At 69.8% G+C, this 25634-nt stretch carries 19 protein-coding genes and 4 pseudogenes; 6 read left to right on the top strand and 17 right to left on the bottom strand.

Features of this window, described 5'->3' with window-relative positions:
* Positions 1-793: 793 nt before the first annotated feature.
* From FM051_RS52045 to FM051_RS26620, 11 genes and pseudogenes are all read right to left on the bottom strand, one after another.
* Positions 794-1019 (bottom strand): annotated as a pseudogene (locus FM051_RS52045) (inositol-3-phosphate synthase); the annotation flags it as partial.
* 52 nt (positions 1020-1071) lie between these two features.
* The gene (locus FM051_RS26575; protein ID WP_158847914.1) at positions 1072-2046 is read right to left on the bottom strand and encodes a helix-turn-helix domain-containing protein; all 975 of its coding nucleotides are present in this window, start codon (positions 2044-2046) and stop codon (positions 1072-1074) included.
* Between the two features lie 11 nt (positions 2047-2057).
* On the bottom strand, positions 2058-3065 hold the full coding sequence (locus FM051_RS26580; protein WP_158847916.1) for a sugar phosphate isomerase/epimerase family protein: 1008 nt from the start codon (positions 3063-3065) through the stop codon (positions 2058-2060).
* A 24-nt stretch (positions 3066-3089) separates the two neighbouring features.
* A complete protein-coding gene (locus tag FM051_RS26585) occupies positions 3090-4229 on the bottom strand; it encodes a Gfo/Idh/MocA family protein (protein ID WP_158848008.1) in 1140 nt (379 codons plus the stop codon).
* A gap of 70 nt (positions 4230-4299) precedes the next feature.
* The gene (locus FM051_RS26590) at positions 4300-5343 is read right to left on the bottom strand and encodes a substrate-binding domain-containing protein (RefSeq protein ID WP_158847918.1); all 1044 of its coding nucleotides are present in this window, start codon (positions 5341-5343) and stop codon (positions 4300-4302) included.
* A gap of 53 nt (positions 5344-5396) precedes the next feature.
* Positions 5397-6434, bottom strand: coding sequence for an ABC transporter permease (locus tag FM051_RS26595; protein ID WP_158847920.1), 1038 nt, complete (start codon positions 6432-6434; stop codon positions 5397-5399).
* Between the two features lie 94 nt (positions 6435-6528).
* Positions 6529-8043 carry a sugar ABC transporter ATP-binding protein gene (locus FM051_RS26600; protein ID WP_158847922.1) on the bottom strand — a complete coding sequence of 505 codons (1515 nt, stop codon included), beginning with the start codon at positions 8041-8043 and terminating at the stop codon, positions 6529-6531.
* Positions 8040-9320, bottom strand: coding sequence for an ROK family transcriptional regulator (locus tag FM051_RS26605; RefSeq protein ID WP_158847924.1), 1281 nt, complete (start codon positions 9318-9320; stop codon positions 8040-8042). Before FM051_RS26605 ends, FM051_RS26600 begins: the two co-directional genes overlap by 4 nt.
* A 98-nt stretch (positions 9321-9418) precedes the next feature.
* Positions 9419-14824, bottom strand: coding sequence for a ThuA domain-containing protein (locus FM051_RS26610; protein WP_202919035.1), 5406 nt, complete (start codon positions 14822-14824; stop codon positions 9419-9421).
* Between the two features lie 536 nt (positions 14825-15360).
* Positions 15361-15759: a hypothetical protein gene (locus FM051_RS26615; RefSeq protein ID WP_158847926.1), complete on the bottom strand. Its 399-nt coding sequence runs from the start codon at positions 15757-15759 to the stop codon at positions 15361-15363.
* Between the two features lie 566 nt (positions 15760-16325).
* Positions 16326-16784: a 6-pyruvoyl trahydropterin synthase family protein gene (locus FM051_RS26620; protein WP_202919036.1), complete on the bottom strand. Its 459-nt coding sequence runs from the start codon at positions 16782-16784 to the stop codon at positions 16326-16328.
* Positions 16785-17023: 239 nt separating this feature from the next.
* On the opposite strand from FM051_RS26620, the pseudogene FM051_RS26625 reads away from it, so the two are divergent.
* The 5 genes and pseudogenes from FM051_RS26625 to FM051_RS26640 form a co-directional block, all read left to right on the top strand.
* Positions 17024-17263, top strand: a pseudogene (locus FM051_RS26625) (hypothetical protein); the annotation flags it as partial.
* 28 nt (positions 17264-17291) lie between these two features.
* A complete protein-coding gene (locus FM051_RS26630) occupies positions 17292-17867 on the top strand; it encodes an SMI1/KNR4 family protein (protein ID WP_158847928.1) in 576 nt (191 codons plus the stop codon).
* A gap of 91 nt (positions 17868-17958) precedes the next feature.
* Positions 17959-18285: a hypothetical protein gene (locus FM051_RS52050; protein ID WP_238412668.1), complete on the top strand. Its 327-nt coding sequence runs from the start codon at positions 17959-17961 to the stop codon at positions 18283-18285.
* 37 nt (positions 18286-18322) lie between these two features.
* Positions 18323-18640 (top strand): integrase core domain-containing protein, encoded by a 318-nt coding sequence (locus tag FM051_RS52055; protein WP_238412669.1) that lies wholly within the window; start codon positions 18323-18325, stop codon positions 18638-18640.
* Between the two features lie 45 nt (positions 18641-18685).
* A pseudogene (locus FM051_RS26640) lies at positions 18686-19027 on the top strand (transposase); the annotation flags it as partial.
* Between the two features lie 103 nt (positions 19028-19130).
* Here the strand turns inward: FM051_RS26640 and FM051_RS26645 are convergent.
* Both FM051_RS26645 and FM051_RS26650 read right to left on the bottom strand, forming a co-directional pair.
* Positions 19131-19514 (bottom strand): MerR family transcriptional regulator, encoded by a 384-nt coding sequence (locus FM051_RS26645; RefSeq protein WP_158847930.1) that lies wholly within the window; start codon positions 19512-19514, stop codon positions 19131-19133.
* A 34-nt stretch (positions 19515-19548) separates the two neighbouring features.
* The gene (locus FM051_RS26650) at positions 19549-20427 is read right to left on the bottom strand and encodes a carboxymuconolactone decarboxylase family protein (protein WP_158847932.1); all 879 of its coding nucleotides are present in this window, start codon (positions 20425-20427) and stop codon (positions 19549-19551) included.
* Between the two features lie 804 nt (positions 20428-21231).
* On the opposite strand from FM051_RS26650, the pseudogene FM051_RS53740 reads away from it, so the two are divergent.
* A pseudogene (locus tag FM051_RS53740) lies at positions 21232-21345 on the top strand (BlaI/MecI/CopY family transcriptional regulator); the annotation flags it as partial.
* A 52-nt stretch (positions 21346-21397) separates the two neighbouring features.
* On the opposite strand, the gene FM051_RS52065 reads toward FM051_RS53740, so the two are convergent.
* The 4 genes from FM051_RS52065 to FM051_RS26675 all read right to left on the bottom strand — a co-directional run bounded on the left by FM051_RS52065 (position 21398) and on the right by FM051_RS26675 (position 25410).
* Complete coding sequence (locus FM051_RS52065; RefSeq protein WP_158847936.1) at positions 21398-22639, bottom strand: sialidase family protein; 1242 nt, start codon at positions 22637-22639, stop codon at positions 21398-21400.
* Between the two features lie 81 nt (positions 22640-22720).
* Positions 22721-23434, bottom strand: coding sequence for a DUF2306 domain-containing protein (locus FM051_RS26665; RefSeq protein WP_158847938.1), 714 nt, complete (start codon positions 23432-23434; stop codon positions 22721-22723).
* Between the two features lie 150 nt (positions 23435-23584).
* Entirely contained in the window at positions 23585-24271 is a 687-nt protein-coding gene (locus tag FM051_RS26670; protein ID WP_158847940.1) for a response regulator, read from the bottom strand.
* Positions 24268-25410, bottom strand: a complete 1143-nt coding sequence (locus FM051_RS26675; RefSeq protein ID WP_158847942.1) for a sensor histidine kinase — start codon at positions 25408-25410, stop codon at positions 24268-24270. The genes FM051_RS26670 and FM051_RS26675 overlap by 4 nt, the downstream gene beginning before the upstream one ends.
* Positions 25411-25634 lie beyond the last annotated feature (224 nt).

A 25634-nucleotide genomic window follows, 5' to 3' on the forward strand; every position in this document is an offset into this window, starting at 1 on the left:
CCGGCGTCGCGGCCTGCGGAGAGGAAGTCAGGAACAGTGGACTCTGGGGCAAGCGATCGTCCACGACCCGCTCTGCGGATCAGTCGTTGATGGGAGGGCAGTGGTTCGGGGGCCGGCAGCTCGTCGCGCCGGCGGACAGGTTGGCCGCTTCGTCGGCTCCCGCGCCGGGGAGAGCCAAAAGAACGGCACCGGTCGCGGCGAGGACCAGCAATCCGCTCAACCGGGAGCACCTGCGTCGTCGGGGGATCCGGCGACGATTCCGAGCAAGGCCGACCAGGACACGAACCGCAAGACCAAGGGTCGAAGGGCGGCCGGCCGCCGGCCTTCGACCCCGAGACCTACAAACAGCGCCACGCGGTGGAATGCGGCATCAACCGGCTCAAACGCCACCGCGCCGTGGCCACCCGCTACGACCAACCTCGCCGTGCGCTACGAAACCACCGTCCACATCACCGCGATCAACGAATGGCTCTGACCGACTTCGACACAGGCCCTGGCGCGGGCATGGTGGGCGCCATCCTCGGTCAACTATCGGCGCCGACGACCGAAGCCTGGCACACCGGGCGTGGACGCACACCAGCCGGGTGGCCACCACGGACTTGGCGCCGTGTCCTCACCTCTCACCGCGGTCTGTCCGGGCACCTCCGGCCACGCACGCGGCTGGACCGACATCACCTGATCCCTCCCGTGACCGGGACGGACGCCGGTCCACCGGATCATCACCCATCCCGGCGATCACGCCGGTGAAACCGCCTGACCAGCGCATCCTCAATTGCGCAACAGAGTCCCACACGCGTGCCTCCGACTCCAGCTTGCTGCCCGCGTGCGCCGGGTCCTCTGACGTGGCGCCGTCGCCGCCACCGTGCAGGTCGGTGCCCGCCCACGACCGCACCCGCAGCGCCCGCGCGGTGAACATCGGCACGAGCGCGGTCCGCAGCAACGTCTCCCCCGTCTTGCCGTCACGCCGCGCGTAGCGCCACGTAGGCGGATACCGAACTGGGCGGCAGCACGGTCCGCCCGGTGCGATCTCACGCCACGACTGGTCCTCCTCTCGATGGGAACGTCCGGATTTCAGGACGCGTCCTGGACAGCACGCGTGCCCGCCGGCGGTGGCTCGGCGTAGGCGCGCAAAAGGGAGTCGGCGGCCAACCGGTACAGCGACTCCAAGCGGCGACGTGGGTAGAGGCCCGGCTGTTGTCTGCCGCGTTCCCAGCCACGCACCGAGTCGGTGCTGGTGGTGCACCGCTGTGCCACTTGGGCTTGGGTCAGGCCGTTCCACTGTCGCAGTACGCGCAGCACCTCCGGCAAGTCACCCGGCAGCCACGCCTCCGGGGAGAGGAACGCGGGTTTTCCGGCCCTCGCCGCTGTCGCCACCGCGGCCACGGGCACCTCGTACAGGGAGGCCATGAGCCGGATGGCATGCCAAGGTGGCACAGCGTCGCCTCGTTCCCAACCGCGGAGGGTCGTCCGCGAGACCCCTAGCAGGTTCGCGACCTTGACCTGCGAGTAGCCGGCCAGATCGCGCAGTCGTGCCAGTTCGCCGCTCAGCCGCACCACGGTCCGGGCGCCACGCGGGGACTCGCGCAACGTCCTGGCCAGTCCGTCGGGCCCCGTGCCGAGGCACTCGGCGAGCGGGGCGAGCAGCCGGACCGGCAGCCTGCTGCCGCCCCTCTCCCAGTTGTAGACCGTCCCCACCGTGACGCGCAGAGCGTCCGCGATGCGCCGGGCCGGCAGGCCGAGGTCCCTGCGGAGTGCGCGCAACCCGTGGCCCGGCACGGTGTCGTCGACGAGCGGGTGTTCCGGTCCCTCGGCGAAGAAGGCCTCCACCCGTTCCGGCTCCAGGCGGAGTGCGTCCGCGAGCGCTGCCGCCAGCACCGGGTCCGGTGTTCGCTGCCGCCGCTCCCAGCGCAGCAGGCACGCGGTGGTGACCCCGACGCTCTCCGCCACCTCACGCGACGTGAGTCCGAGGTTCAGCCGCACGGTCCGCAGTGAAGGTGTGGTCGGCGCCTCGCCCCCTTCCGGGGCGCGCGACTCGGAGTCGGCCATCGCTGACACCTTCAGTCGCCGCTGGCGAAAGCGGCGTCGAAAGAGGCCGAAGGCGCGTCGAAGGCGTGCTTGCGCACGAACTCCAGCGCCTCCGGCGCACCGACCAACCGGTCCATCCCGGCGTCCTCCCACTCGACGCTGATGGGTCCGTCGTAGCCGATGCTGTTCAGCATCCGGAACGACCGCTCCCACGGCACGTCGCCACGTCCGGTGGACACGAAGTCCCAGCCGCGCCGCGGGTCGGCCCACGGCAGGTGGGAGCCGAGTCGGCCGTTGCGCCCGTCGCCGACTTGACGACGGGCGTCCTTGCAGTCGACGTGGTAGATGCGGTCGCGGAAGTCCCAGAGGAAGCCGACCGGGTCGAGGTCCTGCCAGACGAAGTGCGACGGGTCCCAGTTGAGGCCGAACGCCAGCCGGTGCCCGATCGCGTCCAGGGCCCGCACGGTCGTCCAGTAGTCGTAGGCGATCTCGGACGGGTGCACCTCGTGCGCGAACCGGACGCCGACCTCGTCGAACACGTCGAGGATCGGGTTCCAGCGGGCGGCGAAGTCGGCGTAACCGGCATCGATCATCGACGGCGGCACCGGCGGGAACATCGCCACCGTCTTCCAGATGGACGAACCGGTGAAGCCGACGACGGTGCCCGCGCCGAGGCGTGCGGCGGCCCGCGCGGTCATCTTCATCTCCTCCGCAGCGCGCTGCCGCACTCCTTCAGGCTTGCCGTCTCCCCATATCCGGGCGGAGAGGATGCCTTGGTGCCGCTCGTCGATCGGGTCGTCGCAGACGGCTTGCCCGGTGAGGTGGTTGGAGATCGTCCAGACCTTCAGGTTGTGCTTGGCGAGGATCGCCAGCCGGTCCTTGACGTAGTCGTCGTCCTCGGCGGCTCGCCAGGGGTCCAGGTGGTCGCCCCAGCAGGCGATCTCCAACCCGTCGTAGCCCCACTCGGCGGCCAGTCGGGCGACCTCGTCGAACGGCAGGTCGGCCCACTGGCCGGTGAACAAGGTGATGGGACGCGTCATCGTGCTCTCCCGTGGTCGAAGGGGTCAGACGTCTCGCCAGGCGCGGGCCGCGGAGCTGTCCTCGACGGCCGCGAGGACCCGCTGGACCTGGAGCCCGTCGGCGAACGAGGGTGTGGGAGCGGTTCCGCCGGCCACGGCGCGGACGAAGTCGACGGCCTGGTGGACGAACGCGTGCTCGTAGCCCAGGCCGTGCCCGGCGGGCCACCAGGCGTCGACGTAGGGGTGTTGCGGCTCGGTGACGACGATGCGGCGGAAGCCCGCGACCGCCGCGTCTTCGGTGCCGTCGAAGTAGTGCAGGACGTTCATGTCCTCGAAGTCGAACGCGAGGCTGCCCGCCGAGCCGTTGATCTCGATGCGGATGGCGTTCTTGCGGCCGTTGGCGAACCGGGTGGCCTCGAACGAGCCGAGTGCGCCGCCGGTGAAGCGGGCCAGGAACAGGGCGGCGTCGTCCACGGTGACCGGTCCCGTCCCGGCCGACGAGGCGGTACCGGACAGTCCGGAGTGGACGGACGCGAGGGGCCGTTCGGCCACGAACGTCTCCAGCGTCCCGCACACTTCGCGGATGGTGTCGCCGAGGATGAACTGGGTGGCGTCGACGATGTGCGCGCCGATGTCACCCAACGCGCCGGACCCGGCCTTCTCCTTCTGGAGTCGCCACGAGAGCGGCGCGGCGGGGTCGACGATCCAGTCCTGCAGGTACTGCGCGCGCACGTGGTGGACGCGCCCCAACCGGCCTTGCGCGACCAGGTCGCGGGCCAGCGAGATCGCCGGCACGCGTCGGTAGGTGAAGCCCACCATGGCGCGCACTCCCCGCTCGGCGGCGCGGTCGGCGGCGGACGCCATCGCCTCGGCTTCGGCGACGCTGTTGGCGAGCGGCTTCTCGCACAGGACGTGCTTGCCCGCCTCCAACGCGGCGACGGCGATCTCGGCGTGCGTGTCGCCGGGGGTGCAGATGTCGACCACGTGCACGTCGCCGCGATCGAGCAGGGCCTTCCAGTCGGTTTCGGCGTGCGCCCAGCCCAGTCGGGCGGCGGCGGCCTCGGCCCGCGCCCGGTCGCGACCGCAGACCACGGCCATCACGGGGCGGGCGGGCAGGTCGAAGAAGCGGGGCGCGACCCGCCACGCCTGGGAGTGGGCGGCTCCCATGAACGCGTGGCCGACCATCGCGATGCCCAGGGTCGGTGTCGTCCCGTCGGGTGTCGTCACGGCGGTGTGCTCCTCGTCGGAGTGGGTGTCAGGATTCGAACGCGGTGGGCAGGTAGTCGTCGACGTTGTCCTTGGTCACGACCGGCGCGAACAGCTCGACCTGGCGCGGGACCTCGACCTCGACCAGGTCGCCGAGGCTCTTGCCCTGCACGGCCAGGCGGGCCAGCCGGATGCCGTCGGCGCCCTGGGTGGACGGGTAGACCACGGTGGCCTTGTGCAGGCCGTTGTCGGCCTTGATCTCGCGCATGACGTTGGCCGACCCGGCGCCACCGACCAGGAAGAACTCGCTGCGGCCGGAGTTCTTGATCGCGGCGCCGACGCCGATGCCCTGGTCGTCGTCGTGGTTCCAGATCGCGTCGATGCGCGGGGCGGCCTGGAGCAGGTTCGCGGCGGCCTTCTCACCGCTCTCCACGGTGAACTCGGCGGCCACGCGGTTGTCGACGTTCAACCCGCACTCGCCGAGGGCGTCGGCGAAGCCCTTGCTGCGGTCCTGCGTGAGCGGCAGGGAGTCGATGCCGGCGATCTCGGCGACGACGGCGTCGGACTTGCCCTTCAGCTTCTCGCAGACGTAGGTGCCCGCCGAGACGCCCATGCCGTAGTTGTCGCCCAGGACGGTCGAGCGTGCCGCGAACGGGCTGTCGAACTCGCGGTCGACGTTGATCACCGTGATGCCGGCCTTCATCGCCTTGAGCGCCACCGGCGTCATCGCCGCGCCGTCGAAGGGCAGCAGCACGATGGCGTCGACCTTGTCGTTGATGAAGGTCTCGACCTGGCTGATCTGGAGGTTGACGTCGTTGGTGCCCTCCACCACCTTCAGTTCCACGTCGGAGTACTTCTCGGCCTCGGCCCTGGCGGCGGCGGAGATGGCCGCCATCCAGCCGTGGTCCGCGGCGGGCGCGGAGAAGCCGATGACGACCTTCTCGCCGGGTTCGTCGTTGGCGACCTTCACACCGGCTTGACCACCGGTTTGCGTTGCCGTGTCGGGGGTGTTGCCGGTACAGGCGGTGAGCGCGACGCCGGTGACGAGGATCGCGACGAGGGCGCCGGCGCGGGCGGTTCTGGTGCGTGACATGGGATGTTCTCCTGGTGTGACGGCGGTTGTGGTGTGGCGGCGGGGGTTCGCGGTCAGGTGTCGCCGCGCCGGGCGAGCCGCTGCTGGAGGAGCACGGCGACGACGATGATCGCGCCCTTGGCGACGGCCTGCGCGGAGATGGAGAGGTTGTTGAGGGTGAAGACGTTGGACAGCGTGGTGAAGATCAGCACGCCGAAGACGGTGCCCGCGATGGTGCCGCGACCGCCGGAGAGCAGCGTGCCGCCGATGACGACCGCGGCGATGGCGTCCAACTCGTAGAGGACGCCGTGGGTGGAGCTGCCGGTGGTGGTGCGGGCGATGAGCATGACCGCGGCGATGCCGCAGCACACACCCAGCAACGTGTAGAGCAGCACGGTGTGCCGCCGCACGTCGATACCCGCCAGCCGGGCGGCTTCCGGGTTGCCGCCGACGGCGAAGGTGCGGCGACCGAACGTGGTGCGGTTGAGCACCACCCAACCGACGATCGCGACCACCACGAAGATGATGACCAGCACCGGTACGCCCAGCACCGAGGCGTCGAAGAACGCGGTGAAGCCCGGCACGTTCACGATCTGCGTCTTGCGGTTGGAGAGGATCTCGGCCAGGCCGCGTGCGGCGGCGAGCATGGCCAGCGTCGCGATGAACGCCACGATCCGGCCGTACGCGATCAGCCCGCCGTTGATGACCCCGCAGCCCGCGCCGACCGCCAACGCGGTGAACACCAGTGCCGACCAGTGCGCGTCGTTGGCCACGGACTGCGTGGCCAACGTCGTGGCCCACACGGAGGACAGCGCCACGATCGCCCCGACGGACAGGTCGATGCCGCCGCCGGTGATGACGAACGTCATGCCCACGCTCACCACGCCGATCACCGAGGCCAGGCGCAGGATCGTCAGCAGGTTGTCCACGTCGGCGAACCGGTCCCCCGCCGTGATGACGCCGACCAGGCACAGCAGCACCAGGGCGACCACGAGGCCGGTGTTGCGCCCGGCCGCGGATCCCAGGATCCCGGTGACCGCGCGCCTGGCGCGGCCCCCGTCGGGCGGGCCGGACGTCGGTGCGACGGCGGCCGTCGCGGTGTTCTCGCTCATGCGCACACCTCGCTAGCGCTCGGCGTGGCAAGAGCGCAAAGCACTGTGTTGAAGTTGAACGATCCGGTGCTGGATGATTTGGCTGCAAGCTCGCTCATGCGGCGGTTCCTCCCATGACCAGGTCCAGGACCCGGGACTCGTCGATCTCCTGGGCCGGCCCCTCGTGGACGACACGCCCTTCGCGCACCACCAGGACCCGGTCCGACAGGCCGAGGACCTCCTCGACGTCGCTGGACACCACGACCACGGCCACGCCCCGCTCGGCGAGGTCCCGGATCAGCTCGTAGATCTCGCTGCGCGCGCCGACGTCCACACCGCGCGTGGGCTCGTCCAGCAGCAGGACCCGGCACTCGCGCAGCAGCCACCGGGCCAGCACGACCTTCTGCTGGTTGCCGCCCGACAGGGTGCGCACCGCCCGGTCGACACCCGGTGGACGGACGTCCAACGCGGTGGTCAACTCCCGCGCCCGCACGCGCTCCGCGCCGCTGTCCAGGAAGCCGAAACGGGCGAACGCGGGCAACGTGGACACCGTGATGTTGCGGTAGACGGCCTGGTCGAGCAGCAGGCCCTGGCTCTTGCGCTCCTCCGGGCACAGCCCGACACCGGCGCGAACAGCCGCACCGACGGAACCGCGCCGAAGCCGCTTGCCATCGACCTCCACGGTGCCCGCCGAGGGTTTGCGCGCACCGTAGACAGCCTCCAGGATCTCCGATCGCCCGGAGCCCACCAGCCCGGCCAACCCGACGACCTCGCCCGCGCGGACGGTGAGGTCCACTCCCGAGAACCGCCCCGACGCCGCGAGGCCGCGCACGGTGAGCACGACGGGCGCGGTCGGATCGAGTGGCTCGCGGCCGGGGAAGGCGTACTCCAGGTCACGCCCGGTCATCAGCTTGATCAGGTCGGCGGTCCGCACCTCGCGGGCGGGCAGGCCGGTGGCGACGGTGCGGCCGTCCTTGAGCACGGTGACCCGGTCGCCGATCTCGCGGATCTCCTCCATCCGGTGGGAGATGTAGACGACGGCCACGCCCTGGGCGGTCAATTCCCTGATGACCCGGAACAGGGTGCGCACCTCGTCCTGGTCCAGCACGGCCGACGGCTCATCCATGATCAACAACCGGCCGTCGCGGGACAGCGCGCGAGCCATGCTCACGATCTGCTGGTTGGCCGCGGACAACCGGCCCGCGTCGCGGTCCGCCGGGATGTCGGGGTGGCCCAGCCGCTCCAGCAGGGCGCGGGTGCGCCTGCGCACCTCGGCGCGGCGGGTGAACCCCGCGGTGGCCGGCTCGTGGCCCAGGAACACGTTGTCGGCGACCGAGAGCCCGGCCACCAGGTCCAGCTCCTGGTAGATGGCCGCCACGCCGGTGCGCATCGCGTCCGTCGGGTTGTCGAACGACACGACCTCGCCCTGCCAGCGCAGTTCGCCCTCGTCCGGCCGGTGCGCCCCGGCCAGCACCTTGATCAACGTCGACTTGCCCGCGCCGTTCTGCCCCAGCAGGCAGTGCACCTCGCCCGCGCGGACGTCGAAGTCGACCCCGCCGAGGGCGGTCACGCCCGGGAAGCGCTTCACCACACCCCGGACGGACAGCAACGGGGTTCCGCTGGACGTCATACCGATTCCTCCTGTGCCACGGGGTGGTGCCCGTCGGCCGACTCGACGAGGGTGGGGTCCTGGAAGACGTGGTCGAGGACCTGCGACGCCCCTCCGCGGGCGGAGGCGGAAAAACCGAGCGTCGAGAACGTCACGCGCGTGCCGCCCGCGTCGCCCGCGAAGACGTGGAGCCGCAACTCGTCGTGCAGGAAGCCCGCGATCCACGGCGAGAGGGCCGCGAAGTAGCCGCCGAGGACCAGCAGTCGAGGGTTGAAGACGTTGACGAGGATGCCCGCGCCGACGCCGAGCCAGTGCGCGATCTCGGCGAACGCGGCCAGGACCCTGGGGTCGCCCGCCCGGGCGCGATTGCTGATCTCGGCGAGCCGCTTCTCCACGTCCAGCGACGGGTCGCGGACCGGGTCGTGTTCCGACGCCGCCGCCGTGAGCAGGGCGTTGAGGCCGACGGCGGCCTCCCAGCAGCCCCTTCTGCCGCACCCGCAACGCGGACCGCCCGCTCGAACCCGCATGTGCCCGACCTCGCCCGCGAAGCCGGCGGCGCCGCGCAGCAACTGTCCGCCGGCGACCACGCCGCCGCCGATGCCCACCGCACCGCTGAGCAGGACCAGGTCGGCGCTGCGGTCCGGGCCCTGTCCCTCGATCTCGGCCAGCGCGGCCAGGTTGGCCTCGTTGTCCAGCAGCACGGGGTACGGCGGGTCGCCGAGGATGCGCCGGATCTCGGCGACCACCGCGACGTCGGTCCAGCCGAGGTTCGGCGCCTCGTGGACGATTCCGGTCCCCACCTCGACCAGGCCGGGTACGGCGATGGTCATCCCGACCGGGCGGATGCCGTCCTTGGCCAGACGCTTCTGGGCCTGGCCCAGCAGCCGCCCCAGACGTGTCAGCACCAGGGCGGGCTCCATGCGCGCGGTGTCGAGGGCGAGCCGCTTCTCCGACACGACATCGCCGCGCAGGTTGAGCACGAGCACCCACAGGTAGTCGATGTTGACCTCGGCCCCGACCGCGACCACGTGCTCGCCGTCGAGCCGGATGTACTGGCCCGGCCTGCCGACCGTCGCAGGCTCCGCCTCCCCCTCGCCCACCAGGCCGCGGTCGACCAGTTCGGCGACGAGACTGGACACCGTCGCCTTGTTCAAGCCGGTCTCCGCGGCGAGCCGCGCCCTGGACCGCGGGCCGCGGTCGCGCAGGTGCGACAGCACGACCGAGAGGTTGTGCCTGCGGACCGTGAGCTGGTCCGCGGCCCCGCTGCGCGCGCGCAGGCGGACGGGCCTGCTTCTCATGCCACTCCTCGGTGTCACCGGACAGCGCCGGCCGGAGGCCGGGTGCCGGATACGGGAAGGGGAGGTGTGGCCCGCACCGTGCGGGCCACACCCACGACCTACTCGTGCGGCAGGGCGTCCGGGTTGTGCCCGGACTTGGGGGTGTACCGACCGATGACCTCGACGTTGCCCGCGACGTCGATGGAGCGGTACTCCAGGACGTCCTTGCCGGGCCTCAGCTTGATCTCGCCGCCGCGGTAGACCTGCCACGGTCCGCGGGAGATCCGGTACTCGGTCTTGGCCACGCCGGAGGTGTTGTCGGCCGCCCGGAGCCGCACCCGGGACGCCGCCGCGCCGCGCTCGGCCGCGGTCACCGGTGTCACGGTGTCGACCTTGACGTCGACCACCGTCTCCGTCGAGGTGTTGCCCGCCGCGTCGGTCGCGCGCACGCCGATCCGGTGCACCCCCTCACTTGCGACGGCCACCGCGCCGGAGTAGGGCAGCCACGCCCCGGCATCGACCCGGTACTCGACCACCGGGCCACCGGAGGTCTCGTCGGCCGCCGAGGCCGACACCGTGACCGGCCGCGTCCACCAGCCCTCGGCGCCGGACGGCGTGTCGGCCTTCGCGGTGACCTTCGGCGCGGTCTGGTCGACCTTGATCGTGACCGCCTTCTCCTCGGACGTGTTGCCCGCGGTGTCGGAGGCCCGGAAGGTCACCGCGCGCGTGCCGTCCTCGGTGAACGACAGCGGTGCCGTGTACTCCGCCCAGCCGCCATCGCCGACCCGGTACTCCACGTACACCTGGCCCGGACGGTCGTCGGTGGCCGTGGCGGTCACCGTCACCGGTCCCTTCCACCACCCGTTCGCGCCGGTGGGCGCGGCGGGCGCGACGGCCACCGACAGCTCCGGTGCCGTCCGGTCGCCGTCGATCACCCGGAAGTGGTCGAACCGCGCGGGCTTCGACGCCGTCTGCGGGCCGCCGAGAGCGAACAGGCCGATCTTCGCGTTGTTCGCGAGTGCGGTGTTGACCACCGGTTCGAGTGACGTCCAGGTCTGCCCGTCCGGGCTGTAGGAGCCGGTGTAGGTGTTCCCGGACTTGGTCAGCCTCAGGTGCCACACGCCTTGGGTGAGGCCGCCCGCGGTGGGCTGCGGTTGGTCGATCACATCGCCGGTTTCCGAGCGCAGCTCGATCCCCCGATCCACCGCCGAGCCCGGTGCGTTGGTGGTGAGGTAGTCGAACTTCACGTAGTTCGCGTCGTCGCCGTAAGCGATCAACCCGGCCTGCTGGTACTGCTCGTTCAGGGCGGAGGCGTCCACCTTCGTCTCGATGGTCCAGTCGTCGCCCGGTGCGCTCTGGAGGATGAAGTTGGCCGGCGCGTCGGTGGACGTGCCGTAGATGTCACCGTCGCTGGTGTCGATGCGCAGGGCACCGTCGGCCACGCCGTAGCCGGTGGGGTCGCGCCGGACGATGGTGTTCCAGCGGCAGCCGTCGAGCGACGGACCGGTGAAGTCGTCGTTCGGGTCGACCTCGGCCGTGGTGTCCGGCGTGATGCCGAACGTGTCGAACTCGGCGTCAACGACGGGGTGGTCACCGGAGCCGGCCAGCGACAGCAGGCCGATCTTCGGGTTGGTGATGCCCGCCAGCGACTTGGTCTGCGGCATCGGGGTGAAGGTGTGGCCGTCCGCGCTGTAGGACGCGGTCAGGTTCTCCCCGTCGCTGTTGAACCTGATCCAGACGGTGTCGGGGTACTCCGCGCCCAGCGGCGCGGTGTTGGACTCGCCGACCTCGTTGGGTGAGCCGTTCTCCTCCCGGATGAACTGGAAGATGCGGCTCGCCGCGTCGTCGCTGCCGGTGGTGCGGCCCTCCAACACCATCTTGGCGTAGTTGTCGTCGTCGCCGTAGACGATGAGCCCTGCCTGCTGGTACGCCTGCCGGGCGGGCAGCCGGAGCTTGGTGGTGGCCTCGAAGGCCCCCGGCGGCAGGTCCTGGAGCACGATGTTCGGCGCGTCGCCGCCGGTGCCGTAGATGTCGGCGGGCGCGGTGGGGATCACGAGGTGCCCGTCGCGGACGGCGAGGTCCTGGTTCTCCCGCACCACCGTGGTCCACCGGCCCCGGTCCAGCGAGGCGCCGAGGAAGTCGTCCGACCGGCCGGCGAGGCAGTCCGTCGGCGGCGTCCGCACGGTGATCTCGACGTTCGCCGTGCCGCTCGCGCCCCTGGCGTCGGTCGCGGTGACCTTGGCCTGGAACGTGCCGCCGGTGGCGTAGGTGTGGCTGGTCGTGGCACCGGTGCCGGTGCCGCCGTCACCGAACGTCCAAGCGTACCGGATGGGGTCGTCGCCCTCGGGATCGGTGGCGGTCGCGGTGAAGTCGACCGTCAGCGGCGTGGCGCCCGACGTCGGGGTGGCCGTGGCGGTGACCGCGGGCCGCCGGTTGTGCGTGACACCCCCGCCGACGAACTCCAGCCAGTTGATGTTCGCGAGGTAGCTGGTGGTGGTGCTGCCCTCCGGCCGGCGGGTGACGAAGTACAGCTTCGACCCGGCCGGCGGGTTGTCGACGACGTCCGCGGTCACCGTGGTCCAGTTCTGCCAACCGCCGGTCGCGGCGAACGTCGCGGTGCCGGCGAGCGGGCCGTCCGGCGCGCCCACCCGGATCTCGACCCGACCGCCCTCCGAGCCCGACGCCACCCGGAAGCGCACCTGGTCGATCCCGGTGAGGCTCGCCGGTGCGAAGGAGAAGTAGTCGCCGTCGGTGATGAACCCGATGTTCTCGCCGCCACCCGTGTCGGTGGTGGTCTCCCGCTGCACACCGGCCGAGTCGTCACCCACGCCGTCGGATGTGCGGCCGGTGTCGGCGTAGAACTCCGCCTCCTTGTGCTTCGGCTGGAGCACGAGGATCGCCTCGCCGGTCAGCGGGGCCACGCCGGGTGCGCCCTTGTCGGTGTACTTCGCGGTCAGGACACCGAAGATGTTCGCGCCGGCGTGGCCTTCGTCGCCGGACATGACGGCCAGGCCCTCGCAGCCGCGGTACTGCTCGTAGCCGTGGGAGTGCTCGTCGTGGCCCAGGGCGGGCTGGACGACCACGTTCTGGCAGTCGATGGTGCCGTCCTCGGCGTCGGTCACCGTGACCCGGTAGGACACCTGGTCGCCGAAGTCGATGAACCCGCCGTCGACCGGCGCGGTCAGGGTGACCACCGGCGGCGTGTTGCCCACGACGATGGCGACGTTGGCGACCGCGGACTTGCCGTCCGCGTCGGTCACGGTGAGGCGCGCGGTGTAGTTGCCGTTGGCCGTGTAGGTGTGGCTCGGGTTGGCCTCGGTGCTGTCGGTGGTGCCGTCGCCGTCGAAGTCCCACGCCAGGGTGATCTCGGTGCCGTCGGGGTCGCGCGACCCCGACGAGTCGAACCGCACGGTCAGCGGCGCGTGTCCGGACCTCGGATCGGCCGTGGCCACCGCGACCGGAGCGCGGTTGCCGCGCACGTAGTCGATCCGGTAGAGGCCGCTGTCGGCGTTGTTGCCGCCGAAGCCGGAACCCCACTCGATCACGTACAGCGCGCCGTCCGGGCCGAACTGCATGGCGTGCACGCGGTTGAAGCTCATGCCGGGCAGCATCCGGTTGATGTCGAACACGGACGTGCCGTCCGGCGACAGCTGCAACGAGAACAGCCTGCCGTCGTTCCAGTCGCCCCACATCGCCTTGCCGTCCCAGTAGGCCGGCCACTTCCGCTCCGAGACCAGGTCCGGGTCGAACCGGTAGGTGCCGCCCGCCATCGGCGCGCCGCTGCCACCGATCTCCGGGTTGCCGGTGGCGGCCTTGCCCTGCCAGATCGGCGTGCCGATCGCCGGCGGCAGCTGCGTGATGCCGGTGTTGTTGGGCGAGTTGTTGACGGGGGCGGAGCAGTCGAACGCCGCGCCCGACACGCCGGTGGCGAAGTCGTGGTCGTGGTACGGGGTGTTGGCGCCCACGCAGTAGGGCCAGCCGTAGAAGCCCGGCCGGTCCACGATGTTCCACTCCACGCGGCCGTCCGGCCCCCGCTGGGGGCTGACCTGGCCGGCGTCCGGGCCGTAGTCGGCCACCTGCAGCTTGTTGGTCAACGGGTCGAGGCCGATGCGGAAGGCGTTGCGGAAGCCCATCGCGTAGATCTCGGGGCGGGTCTTCTCGGTGCCCGGCGGGAACATGTTGCCCGCGGGGACCGTGTAGGTGCCGTCCGGCTGCGGCGTGATCCGCAGGATCTTGCCGTTGAGGTTGTTGCTGTTCGCAGAGGAACGCTGGGAGTCCCACGCCGCGCGGCCCGGCCTCTCGTCGAGCGGGCTGTAGCCGTCGGAGGCGAACGGGTTGGTGTTGTCGCCCGTCGTGATGAACAGGTTGCCGTCGTTGTCGAACTCCAGCGCGCCACCGGCGTGGCAGCACTGGTCGCGCTGGGTGGTGATCTCCAGCAACACCTTTTCGCTGCCGGCGACGATCGTGTCGCCCGACAACGTGAACCGGGACACCCGGTCGACCGCCTGCGCACCGGCGGGCGAGTAGTACAGGTACAGGTGGTTGTTGGTGGCGAAGCCGGGGTCGAGCGCCACCCCGAGGAGGCCGAACTCCTGGCCGGTATAGACCTGGACGGAGCCTGCGGTGACCACCGAGCCGTCGGTGCGGACGATCTTCACGGCGCCGTTGCGGTCGATGTAGAACACCCGACCGTCCTCGGCGATGGCCAACTCCATCGGATTGGCGGTGTTGTCGTCGAGGGTGACCTTGTCGAAGGCGTCGGTGCGCGTGGCCGAGCAGTCGGCGTCGAGGACACCCGCCGCCGTCTGCACACCCTTGAGCAGGTGGTCGCGGAACGCGGGCTCGGCGAAGGACTCCTCGGTGTGGCCGAGGCCGGTGTACCAGGAGCGGCCGCCGTCGTAGTCCTGGCACCAGGCGATCGGGTGGCTGGTGCCCATCGCGCCGTTGCCGGGGCTGTAGCTCGTCTCGTCCAGCTCGGCCAGCACGTGCACGTCGGCCGCCGGGTCGGCGCGGAAGTTGTACCACTCGTCGAAGCGTTGCCATGCCTGCGGCAGGTTTGCGGTCGAGGGGTGGGCGGGGTCGGTGACCTTCACCGTGGCGTTCTGCGGGTTGGGGTGGTTGGCGAAGTACGCGCCCACCAGGTCCCCGTACCAAGCCCAGTCGTACTCGGTGTCCGACGCGGCGTGGACACCCGCGTAACCACCACCGGCCTTGATGTAGCGCTCGAACGCCGCCTGCTGATCGTTGTTCAGCACGTCGCCGGTCGTGGAGAGGAAGACGACCACCTCGTACTGGTCGAGGTTGGCGTCGGTGAACGCACCCGCGTCCGCGGTGGAGTCCAAGGTGAACCCGTGGTCGGCACCGAGCTCCTCCAGCGCCACGACACCCGCCTCGATCGACGGGTGCCGGAAACCCGCGGTCTTGGTGAACACCAGCGCCTTGAACGTTTCGTCACCGTGGCCGGGGTGCGCTTGCGCCGGGACGACCAGCGAGACCAACGACCCGACCAGCGCCACCACGATCACGGCGGATAACCACGGACGTGGCCGCCGAATGCGACCACGTCTGGACGAGTTCACCATTGAGCCCTCCCGCGCTACGAAGATCGAACCGCGGTCCGTGTCACACGATTCGTCTGTCGAGTGAACAAACTAATGAGCATTTTTCGAGGCGGTCAAGGCCGCGAGAAGACGACGAGGTGGCCAATCCTGAAACTGGCCAACAACCGTGAACCAGGAGCCGATCAGCTCCGCAGCCAACCTTCGTCGATGCCACACCACAGCTCTGAGCAGGCATGATGCCACTACCGCACAGGAGTTGATCTTCACCGGAATGGGCGCGTTCAACGCAGCGCTCCACCCCCGAGCAGGAATTGTCGACACGACACACGGACCGGCCGGCATGCCGGCTCGCCGCAGTGCGCACACATGCGCGATTCAATCGCGCGACTGAACATGCCGTCACCCCGGCGACCATGCGGCGCAATCGCACAGCGCAGTACCCGGAATCGACACGGCCTTCTCCGTTCGAACAGTGCAGAGACCTTGGTAAGCCCTTTCTGTTAATGGGCGGTTCTGCTCCACCATGAGCAGAGTGGCGGGGTGAGCCGGTCGCCGCAGTCGGTCCGGCCGCCGTAGCCGGTCAGGTACACGCGGCCGTAAACTGTCGGGTCGCCGGTGATCGCCGCTCCGACTGCTCCCCACTGGTGGCGGTCGTCGTTGACGCGGACCCACGTCCGGCCGATGTCGTCGGAGCGGAAGATGCCGCGCTGCCCGCCGACCTTGGCGTAGGCGCAGAGCGCCGGGCGACCGCGCCCCGGGGCGGCCTTGCCGAAGCCGATGTTGTCGGCCTGTTCCACCGCCGACACACGGGTGAACGCCGTGCCGCCGCCGGTCGAGCGCCACAGCCCGCAGTTGGTCCAGCCGACCCGGTCGAGCAGGGGTCCACACCGAGGTCGCACCGTTCCACCGGTACACGCCGCACACATCGGTCCGCGCGCACGCCAGGTCCTTCTGCGCCTGACTGAACACGATCCCGCTCACGAACCCGGCCCCGCCGATCTTGACGTTCTTGAACGCATACCGCTCGGACGGGAGCGCCGCGGACGGGAGCGCCGACGGGGCCGCCATGGCGGACACACCCGACGCCACCAACACCACGCCGGTGATCAGCCCTGTCGCACGGCCGCCTGGAACCGCTCACTGCCATTTCCGCTCCTCGATGGACCCGACCAACCGGGTCGGGCTCGCGTCGGCAGCCGGTGACAGGCCCTCGTGGCGACGCTCGACATCGCCACGAACCCGATCGCGGCGCCGACTTCGCTGTCGGCCTACCTGTGGTGTGCTCGCGAATGACACCCACGCGACGGTGGACGTGGGCGTCGCCGTGCAGATCCTCGCGATCACACCAAGAGGGAGTGTGACACCAACTTGTTTTCGTTCACAAGAAGACTTTCGCCCACATCGGGCGCATTACGTTGAATGGCCTAGCGACCCAGGGACCGTTCCCAATTAGCACGTCAGAGCCCTAGATGCACAACCCCAGCGTTGACCCGATCGGACAAGAGCTAAAGTTAGCGCTAACATTTTTAGCGGTTCTGAGGTCGCCCGGGCATGGAAGCAGCGGATACAGACCGTCACCGGCTGAGGTGGTCGCAGTCTCCGCAACCTCCATCGCGACCAGCGTGATCGGCATGACCGATTCGATGTTGCCCTGGAACCACTCGGCAAGGTGGCCGGCGAGGAGTTCGCCGGTCGGACGGAAGTCGACCTGGTCGTTGAGCAAGCGGTGATCGAAGGTCTTGTCCAGGTAGTTGTGCGCCGGCGGCAGTTTCCGCAACTCGTGGCTGGCGCTGAAGCCGAACGAACGCTGCGTGGCAATGGACCGATCGGGTGAGGTGACGTTCGTGGGTGACCGGGTGGGAATTGACGCGGAGCGACTAGGTTCGGTTGGCCGACCCGGTGGACTGGACGCCTCGGCCGTCACCGAGTTCGAGCAGATCAACAGCCACTTGTGGCGCGCGTACGCCCTTGCCCCGACCAAGAGCCAGGTACTGCCCCTGGTCCGCGATCAGCTCGACATCCTGTCCGAAGGCTTGCGCCGGCCACAGACGCCGGCCATCCGGCAGCGACTTGCGGACTCTCGGCCGACCTGTTCCAACTCGCCGGCGAGATCTCCTTCGACAGCGACCGCTACACCGACGCCGCCCACTGCTACACCCTCGCCGCGACGGCGCGACCGCTGTGTACGACCAGGTCTTCGCCTTCCTCAAGGCCACCGACGGTGCCGCGACCAAACTCGGCCGCGATCAGAAGAGCCGGTTCGTGGCCCTGTGCTGGATCGGCCAGATCTTCAAGCACTTCCCCGAACCGAAACCGTCCTACGTCGCCGACTGGGACGACCTTCCTGACTGGCAGAAGGCAACGGACGCCGACATCTTCGGGCGCATCGAACGCGACATTTAGGACGACCTGACGACGACCAGGAGAAGATATGGCACACGCACCAAGGCGGTCGTACGTCGACGAGATCTGCGAGCTCGTCGGGTGGCAGGCCGGAGATTTCCGGCCGGAACTGGACTGGACCACCGTCGAACGCGAACTGGGCACCCCGCTCCCCAGTGACTACAAGGAGTTGCTCACGCGATTCCCCTCCGGCGGCTTCCGCGACATCATGTTCTCGAATCCCGGCGAGGGCACCGAGGAGTGCGCGAACCTCAAGCGGGAAAACGCCGAGCTGCTGGAGATCTTCGCCGACGAGGACCTCGGCTATCTGCGAGGCGTCTCCTACCGGCTGTTTCCGGAGCCCGGTGGCATTTACCCCTGGGGAAGCGACGGCGCGGGGGGAACGTTCTGGTGGGTCACCGGCTCGGCGGATCCGGACGACTGGCATGTCGCCTACAACGATCGGGACAGGTGGCATGACGAGGATCCCGGTCCGATGACGCGGGTCATCCGTGACCTGCTGGTGAGCACCGGCGAGGACAACATCTTCGGCTGGGACGTGTCCGGTCAACCGGTGGATTTCACCGGCTACTGGCGAGACCGGCACATTTCCCATCCGGGCTGAGGTGCATCCCGGCGGCGTCTTGTGGTCCTTGCGTGCGCGATGACCGCGAGACGCCGCCGTCTTGCGGCCGGGGCGGGGGCTCAGTACGCGGATGGCGAAGGAGAACACCGACTGGGACTACCGCCGGCCCCAAGGTGAACTGCTCAAGCTCGGGCATCGGGTAGCCGTGTCGACCATCCGCCGTGCACTCAAGCGCCTGCGGCTGCCGCCGGCACCCGGGCGTGACAGCGACACCTCGTGGCGGCGGTTCCTCCGTGCTCAGGCCGCAAGCATGTTGACCTGCGACTTCTTCCACGTCGACTGTGCGGTCACCCTCAAGCACGTCTATGTGTTCTTCGTGCTCGAGGTCGCCACCCGCTACGTCCACGTCCTCGGCACCACCACCAACCCCGACGGGCCGAGGACTTCCGGTTCCTGATCCGCGACCGGGGCCGGCCAGTTCACCGCCTCGTTCGATGCCGTCCTCGCCGACACCGGCATCCCAGGTCGTGAAGATCCCGCCACGCTGTCCGAGAGCCGACTGCCACGCCGAAAGGTTCGTCGGCACGATCAGACGCGAGGTCACCGACAGACTGCTCATCGTCAACGAGCGCCACCTGCGATCAGTGCTGGACCGCTATGTCTCCCACTACAACCACCGCCGCCCTCACCAAGCCCGACAACTCACGCCACCACGACCAGACCGCCCAATCCCGCAGTCGAGCCGTACGTCGGTACGACGTCAACCGATCCTCGGCGGCCTGATCAACGAGTACGAACCCGCAGCGGCTTAGACCACGTCTCACGTGGCGTTGAGCGTCGTGTCATGATCTCGGACCGTGGTTGATCGGTTGTCGTTGCGGTTGGTGCCCGATGAGCTGTGGGCGTTGGCCGAGCCGTTGATCCCGAAGTTCACGCGGCGCCCGCAGGGCGGCGGTACGGCACCGGTGGAGGACCGGGCTGTGTTCACCGCGATCGTCTACGTGCTGACCAGTGGGTGCGGTTGGCGGGAGTTGCCACCCTCGTTCGGGGTCACGGTGCCGACCGCGCACCGCCGGTTCACGCAGTGGACCGAGGCGGGGTTGTGGCGGCGGCTGCACAACGCGGTGCTCGACGAGCTCGGCTCGCGGGGTGAGGTGGACTGGTCGCGGGCGATCCTGGACGCCGCCTCGGTCCGGGCGCACATCACCGTGTCGGCTGCCGCGTTCACCGCGTTCCCGGACAGCGTCGTGAGCTGACCACTCCGACGTCGCCCGACCGCAGCCGGTCCGATGGCCGCGCAGGTCAGTGCGCGCCGGGGGTGCTCAGCAGTCGGTAGTGGTCGATCTTCGCGTCCAACGACGCCAGGCAGTCGGAGAGCTCGGCGATCCGCCGCCGGACGGCGTCCCGGTGCCGTTCCAGCAACTCCAGGCGTTCTGGCGTGGTCACGTCGCCCCGCCTGCGCAGCTCGGCGAAGCGTTGCATGTCCCGGATGGACATGCCGGTGGTGCGCAGGCGGGTGAGGAAGCCGAGCCAGGCCAGGTCGGCGCTGCGGAAGCGGCGCCGACCGTCCGGCCCGCGGCCGACCGGGTCGAGCAGGCCGATCCGCTCGTAGTAGCGCAATGTGTGGGCGGTCAGGCCGGTGACCTCGACCGTTTCCGCGATCGACAGCACGCTCGTGTCGTTCATGCGGTCGACGGTAGGAGTTGGAGCGCGCTCGAAGTCAACCCGGCAGTTCCTCGAACACGTCCCTGGCCACGGTCACGGCGTTCAGGACGCGGGGAAAGCCGGCGTAGGGCACGACGTGGATCAGCGCCTCGACCACCTGACCCCGACTCAGTCCGACGCGCAGCGCGGCGCCCAGGTGCACCCGCAGCTGGGGTGCGGTGTCACCGAACGCGGTCAGCGCGCCGATGGTCACCAGCTGCCGCTGCGGCGCGGTGAGCCACGGCCGGTGGTACACGTCGCCGAACGCGAACTCGACCACGTAGCGACCGAGGTCGGGTGCGATGTCCCGCAACGACTCGATCACGTCCAGCCCGTGCTGCCCATCGACCTCCACCAGCTTCTGCACGCCACGCTCGTAGCGGTCCCGCTCGTCGGTCTGCACCGGCGGCCTGAACGTGGTCCCCCGGTCGGCGAACACCTCCCGGGCGACGTTCACCGCGTTGAGCGCCCTGGGGAAGCCCATGAACGGGACGATGTGGATCAGCGCCTCCACGACCTCGACGGGGCTCAGCCCGACCTGAAGCGCCGCGTCGAGGTGAAAACGGAGCTGCGGTGCGGTGTCGCCCTGCGCGGCCAGGGCTCCGATGGTCACCAACTGCCGCTGCCGGAGGTCCAGTCCCGGCCGAGCGTAGACGTCGCCATAGGCGAATTCGACGACGTAGCGGCCGAGATCCGGGGCGACGTCCGACAGCGACTCGATCACCTCGGCGCCACGGTCGCCGGAGACCCGCCGCAGGACGGCCATACCCCTGGCGTATCGGCCCGACGCCGCTGACGCCGCCGGTGCCGTCGACACCCCGACGGCACCGATCAGCGCACCGGCGGCCAGCAGTGAACGTCGATTGACGGCGGTGCCGCGATCTGACTTGGTCATGCCGGCGACGCTAGGTCTTCGCGCGCGCTCGAAGTCAACTCGACCGGTCGGTGATCGGCGGCTCCCCGTGCCACACCAACGCATCCGAAGCCTGGGTCACCCACCGATCCAGCGACGGGTCCGGGGTCACTCCGCACGCGGGCTTTCGTCCTTCGCGGGTGGCACCGGGACTGATGGACGGCGGGGCCGGTTCGGGCTCGGGAGGGCTGGTCGACGTCGACCCCGGCAACGACCAGCTCGACGCGGGCGGCTCGACGGGCAGAGCCTTCGGCGGAACCGCGACGGGTCCGACAACGAAGGCGGGGACCAGGTGCCCGCCGAGCAATGCCACCACGCCGACCAGCGCGAACGGCGAACGGCGAACGGCGAACGGGAGATCGTTTGCCGGCACAGCGGAGGCGATCCACCGATCCGCTTCGATGCCGAACTTGGAGGGCTGCGCCATACCTGTCGCATTGCCGCGCTTCGACAGAGTGCTCCACGCGACCTCGACAGAGCACGCTCCACTGGAGATCTGCTCCACAGAGGACCGTTCAGACACCCGCTCTCCGACTCGTCGGGTGTACCGACGGTGACCACATCGGGAGACCTGTGTGGGACGTGTCCCACCTAACAGCGGATACGTCGACCTGTACAGGTGTCGCCCAGCAGATCATCGACGCGCAGCAGGCCGAGATCACCGAGATGCAGGGGCTCTTGCAGGCAGGCGGCTGACCGCCCGTCCTGGTGCCACGCCCCCGCATCGCGCTTACTATGCTCCATAGGAGGCGCGATGCGGGGCTCGGCGAGTTGGAAACCGCGGTCATGGACGTGCTGGACAACCTGCACCGCAAGGGCTGGGTGGTCCGCCACGTGGAGGGCCGGGCCTACCGGTACCAGGCGGCGACGAGCCGTGAAGAGTCCACGGCCAAAGCGTTGCGGGAACTGCTGGACGAGGCAGGCGACCCGGAGGCGGTCCTGATGCACCCGGTCAGGAAATGCCGCCGTCGCAGCCGGAGTCGCGGACGCCGCCCTGGATCCAGGGCAGGTTCACCTTGCGGAAGGCGATCGAGCGGTGTGAGGTCGTGTTGGCGGAGGTGTTCTCGTTCACCTCGATCAACGCGCCGACGTGGTAGTCGGCGGTCTTGGTGATGCTGGAGTAGCCGCCCTCCCGGTAGCTGCCGCCCTCACCCGGCAGCGGCGCGTCCGAGAACGGACGGCTGTAGCTCCAGGTCCGGCCCTCGTCCTCGCTCATCCGGATGCGCATCTTGGTGCGGGTCTCGGTACTCGCGGAGTTCACGAAGGCCAGCCGTGCGGGCGCGTCGGCGTTGTAGCGCATGGTCGAGCCCTCGTTCACCGGGTCGAGGAGGCAACTGGCCGCGGCGAACGGGCGGAAGCCGGACTCGATGGTGCCGCGGGTCACCCAGCGCCGTTCCTGGATCGCCGCGGTGGTCGTGGTCGGGCGGTCGTTGCGGTACAGCTCGCCGTTCGACAGCTCCAGCACGGTGGCCTCGCCGGTCTGCTCCATCGCGCCGCCCGTGGTGGTCCGCAGCACCGCCGACTTCCACGTCACGCCGTGGTCGTCGCTGTAGATGTTGCGGTGCTGCGCGGGGATCACCAGGCGGCCCGGGTTGCGGTACGTGGTCTGGATGCCGACGCCGGGGCCGACCGCGTCCCAGTTCCAGTTCCGGCCGTTGGCGAGCGTCCTGGGCTTCAGGGTGTCGGACATGTTCACCGGCGCCGCCCAGGTGTTGCCGTTGTCGGTGCTGGAGGTCAGCCACACCTGCCGGTCGTCCCACGAGTCGACCGGCGAGTGCCCTTCGGGCTGGTGGTTGAGGAACAGCCAGATCTTGTTGTTGGACCGGTCGACGACGGCGGTCGGGTTGCCCCACGTGCCCTGCCCGGCGCCGATCACCTCGGACAGCCTCGACCAGGTCGCGCCGTTGTCGTCGGAGACCTTGTAGACCAGGTTGATGTTGCCGAAGTCCGTGTTGTTCGCGGCGCGCCCCTCGGCGAAGGCGATGAGCCGGTCGGTGTTCGTGCGGATCAACGACGGGATGCGGAACGAGTGGTACCTGATCCCGTTGAGCAGGTCGTCACCCCCGCCATCGAAGATGATCTTCTCCGAGTGCGACTGCGCCGCGGCAGCCACCGGCTCGGCCGACACCGGCACCGGCACCGCGGTGGCGGCCAGCAGGGCGACGACCGCGCCGCAAATCCTCAACAGCGACATCTGCGCTCTCCCAGGTTGGGCCCAGACGAAACTTCCGACCCAACATAGCCAAGATTGCGAAAATAGGTAACCACCCCGAAGCTAGGCGGCCGGACCGCCGACGGGAGCCTCGGCGGGGCGTGCGGAGGCACGGGCTGCCCTGATCGGCCGCCTGCGGATGATCCACTCCGCCACGGCGACGTTGACCACCCAGCCGGCGCCCAGGAGCAGTGTCCTGGTCAACCCGTCTGCAGCGCCGACGAGCAGCATCCACGCCACGGCGATCAGCGCCTGCGTGCCCGCGCCCTGGGCGATCGCGTAACCGCGGATCATCCACGCGCTGTGCCGGGCGACGTCCCGCCGCCGGATCGCGGCGAAGCCGAGGACGATGGACAGGACCATGGCGGAGCCGAACACCAGTCGGAAGGCGGCGAGGAGATCGCCATCGCCGTCCGGGTAGGGGTAGAACAGGGTCATCCACAGACCCGAAAGCCCCATGGCGAGTCCACAAGGGACCAGGAATCGACCGAGGGCGCGGTGTCTGCCCGGCCGTCGCCGGCGGAACCGGGGAGCGAACTGGAAGGCACCCAGGACGCAGTACAGGACGGCGCTGACGATGTGCACCACCACCGGCACGGGCGAGGCGAAGAACCGTGCGTTCTCCGAGGTGACCTCCCCGCCGGCCAGGTCGGCCAGGCGGAAGGCGCCACCTGCCATCGGGATGAGGGTGAGCGTGATCAGCGAGGCGGGTATCAGCCACTCTGCCCTGGTGGAGGAGGTCACGGCGAAGGCCCCTTCTTCGTTCTGGTCGTCCATCGGCAGACGACCGGCGCCACGTCGTCGTGATCCCGTCGTCGTGATCCGAGTCTGACGATCGGGGTGGTGGCGGCTCATCGGGAGAAAGGCCTGAGCCGAGCCGTCCTATAGGACGGGGACGAACTAGTACTTCCGGTCGCGGGTCGGGTGTTATCGCTCGGGGCGGTCGGTGCGCCCGAAACCGCTCCGGACGCGGTGGGTCTCGTAGGCCCACATGGCGATCTCGACGCGATTGCGTGCGCCCAGCTTGGCCATCAGGCTGGCGATGTGCGTCTTGACGGTGCTCAGGGTGATGTAGAGCTCGTCGGCGATCTCGCTGTTGGTCCGCCCGCGTGCCACGGTGACGAGGACCTGCTCTTCGCGTTCCGTGAGCGGTTCCACGGGTTGCACCGGCGGTGAGGCGGGGCCGGCGTCGGCGAAGGTCTTGAGCAGTCGTGCGGTGATGCGCGGGGCGATGAGCGCGTCGCCGTTCGCGGCGGCGTGGACGGCTTGGGCGAGCAGGGCGGGCCCCGCGTCCTTGAGCAGGAAGCCCAGAGCGCCGGCCCGGAGAGCGGCGTAGACGTACTCGTCGAGGTCGAACGTGGTGATCACGACGACGGCGAGCGGGTCGGCGACCTCCGGTCCGGCCAACAGGCGCGTGGCCTCGATGCCGTCGATTCCGGGCATGCGGATGTCGAACAGGCACACGTCGGGGCGCAGGCGTTGCGCCACCTCCACGGCGCGCTGCCCGTTGGCGGCCTCGCCGACGACCTCGATGTCCGGTTGGGCGTCGAGGATCATGGTGAGCCCGGTGCGGACGATCTCCTGGTCGTCGGCGACGACCACCCTGATGCTCATGCGGGCACCCCGGTCCGGGGCAGTGTCGCCGTCACGGTCCAGCCCCGATCCGGGTTGGGACCTGCCGCGCACGTGCCGCCCAGCAGGTCGACGCGTTCGAACATGCCGATGAGCCCGTAGCCCGGCGCCGCCGTCGAACGCACGGGACCGGTGTCGCCGTCGTCGGTCACGCGCAGGTGCACCGACGTGTCGTCGGCGTCGACGTGGACCTCGATGCGGGTCGCGTGCCGGGCGTGCCGTCGCGCGTTGGTGACCGACTCCTGGGCCAGGCGGTAGATCGCGGTGCCGACCGACGGGTGGACGTCGTCGAGGTCGCCGGAGATCCCCACCTCGACCGACGGACCGGTACGCCCCCTGCTCACGAGCTGCTCCAGATCGGCGATGCGCGGTGTGGGCGCCATGTCCACGGGTTGGTTCCGCCGCAGCACGCGCACCATGGCGCGCATCTCGGCGAGAGCGCGCGAGGCCTCGGCCTCGATCACGCGGAGCGCGTCGGCGGCGGCCGTCGGCTGCGTCACCGCTGTCGCCAGGCCCGCCTGGGCGCGGATCGCGATCGCCGAGACGTGGTGGGCGACCGTGTCGTGCAGGTCCCGGGCCAGCCGCTCCCGTTCGAGCAGCTTGACCTGGTCGAGCTCCCGCGTCCGCAACCCGGCCCGGTACCGGACCGCCGCACCGAGGGCGATGACCGCGAACAACACGACGAGTCCGCCGATCGTGTCGGCGAGGCTGGTGTGGCGGAGGACCATCGACAGGCAGGCGCCGCCGAGCACGATCACCAGGCCGATGACGGCCTCGCGCCCGGACCCCCACCGGAACAACGCGTACACCAGGATCACCAGGTACGCCATCGTGTAAGGCTCCGTGTGGTCCCCGCGTGTCAGCAGCGTGAGCAGACCCGACGTGCCGAAGGCGATGGCGACCATCCGCAGCGGTCTGGTCCGGCGCCACAGCAACGTGGGCACCAGCCCGACGACGATGACGAACGCCGAGAGGTTCCGCCACGAGAGATCGGACCGAAGAACTCCTTCGAGCACCGCCGTCGGCACGAGCGCACCCACGAGCGCCCAGTCCCGCCACACCCTCGGCGGCGGGTGGTGGGGGCGAGGCTCGTCCCAGGTCGAGCGGAGGAGTTCCTGCACCGGGCGATGGTACGAGAGTCCGCCCGGCTCCGGATCGGCCTGAAGTACGAGGTGACGGCCCTGTTTCGGAGCGGGCCTGTTTCGGAGCGGGACCGCGGCTAGTGCCGCATCAGGCAACGTTCGCCCTGACGTGACACGCCGCGCGGGTCCTGTTCCGGGCGGTGCGTGTCCGTCAGGCTGGGTGAGTGGCAGATCGGGTACGTGTCCGTGGGATCGATGACGAC

The sequence above is a fragment of the Saccharothrix deserti genome (assembly GCF_009769385.1).
Taxonomy (GTDB): domain Bacteria; phylum Actinomycetota; class Actinomycetes; order Mycobacteriales; family Pseudonocardiaceae; genus Actinosynnema; species Actinosynnema deserti.

What these genes read in the sequence shown, in the direction of transcription:
- FM051_RS26575 (WP_158847914.1), bottom strand. Translation starts at nt 2,046, where the DNA reads ATGGCCGACTCCGAGTCGCGCGCCCCGGAAGGGGGCGAGGCGCCGACC.
- FM051_RS26580 (WP_158847916.1), bottom strand. Translation starts at nt 3,065, where the DNA reads ATGACGCGTCCCATCACCTTGTTCACCGGCCAGTGGGCCGACCTGCCG.
- FM051_RS26585 (WP_158848008.1), bottom strand. Translation starts at nt 4,229, where the DNA reads ATGGTCGGCCACGCGTTCATGGGAGCCGCCCACTCCCAGGCGTGGCGG.
- FM051_RS26590 (WP_158847918.1), bottom strand. Translation starts at nt 5,343, where the DNA reads ATGTCACGCACCAGAACCGCCCGCGCCGGCGCCCTCGTCGCGATCCTC.
- FM051_RS26595 (WP_158847920.1), bottom strand. Translation starts at nt 6,434, where the DNA reads ATGAGCGAGAACACCGCGACGGCCGCCGTCGCACCGACGTCCGGCCCG.
- FM051_RS26600 (WP_158847922.1), bottom strand. Translation starts at nt 8,043, where the DNA reads ATGACGTCCAGCGGAACCCCGTTGCTGTCCGTCCGGGGTGTGGTGAAG.
- FM051_RS26605 (WP_158847924.1), bottom strand. Translation starts at nt 9,320, where the DNA reads ATGAGAAGCAGGCCCGTCCGCCTGCGCGCGCGCAGCGGGGCCGCGGAC.
- FM051_RS26630 (WP_158847928.1), top strand. Translation starts at nt 17,292, where the DNA reads ATGGCACACGCACCAAGGCGGTCGTACGTCGACGAGATCTGCGAGCTC.
- FM051_RS52050 (WP_238412668.1), top strand. Translation starts at nt 17,959, where the DNA reads ATGGCGAAGGAGAACACCGACTGGGACTACCGCCGGCCCCAAGGTGAA.
- FM051_RS52055 (WP_238412669.1), top strand. Translation starts at nt 18,323, where the DNA reads ATGCCGTCCTCGCCGACACCGGCATCCCAGGTCGTGAAGATCCCGCCA.
- FM051_RS26645 (WP_158847930.1), bottom strand. Translation starts at nt 19,514, where the DNA reads ATGAACGACACGAGCGTGCTGTCGATCGCGGAAACGGTCGAGGTCACC.
- FM051_RS26650 (WP_158847932.1), bottom strand. Translation starts at nt 20,427, where the DNA reads ATGACCAAGTCAGATCGCGGCACCGCCGTCAATCGACGTTCACTGCTG.
- FM051_RS52065 (WP_158847936.1), bottom strand. Translation starts at nt 22,639, where the DNA reads ATGTCGCTGTTGAGGATTTGCGGCGCGGTCGTCGCCCTGCTGGCCGCC.
- FM051_RS26665 (WP_158847938.1), bottom strand. Translation starts at nt 23,434, where the DNA reads ATGGACGACCAGAACGAAGAAGGGGCCTTCGCCGTGACCTCCTCCACC.
- FM051_RS26670 (WP_158847940.1), bottom strand. Translation starts at nt 24,271, where the DNA reads ATGAGCATCAGGGTGGTCGTCGCCGACGACCAGGAGATCGTCCGCACC.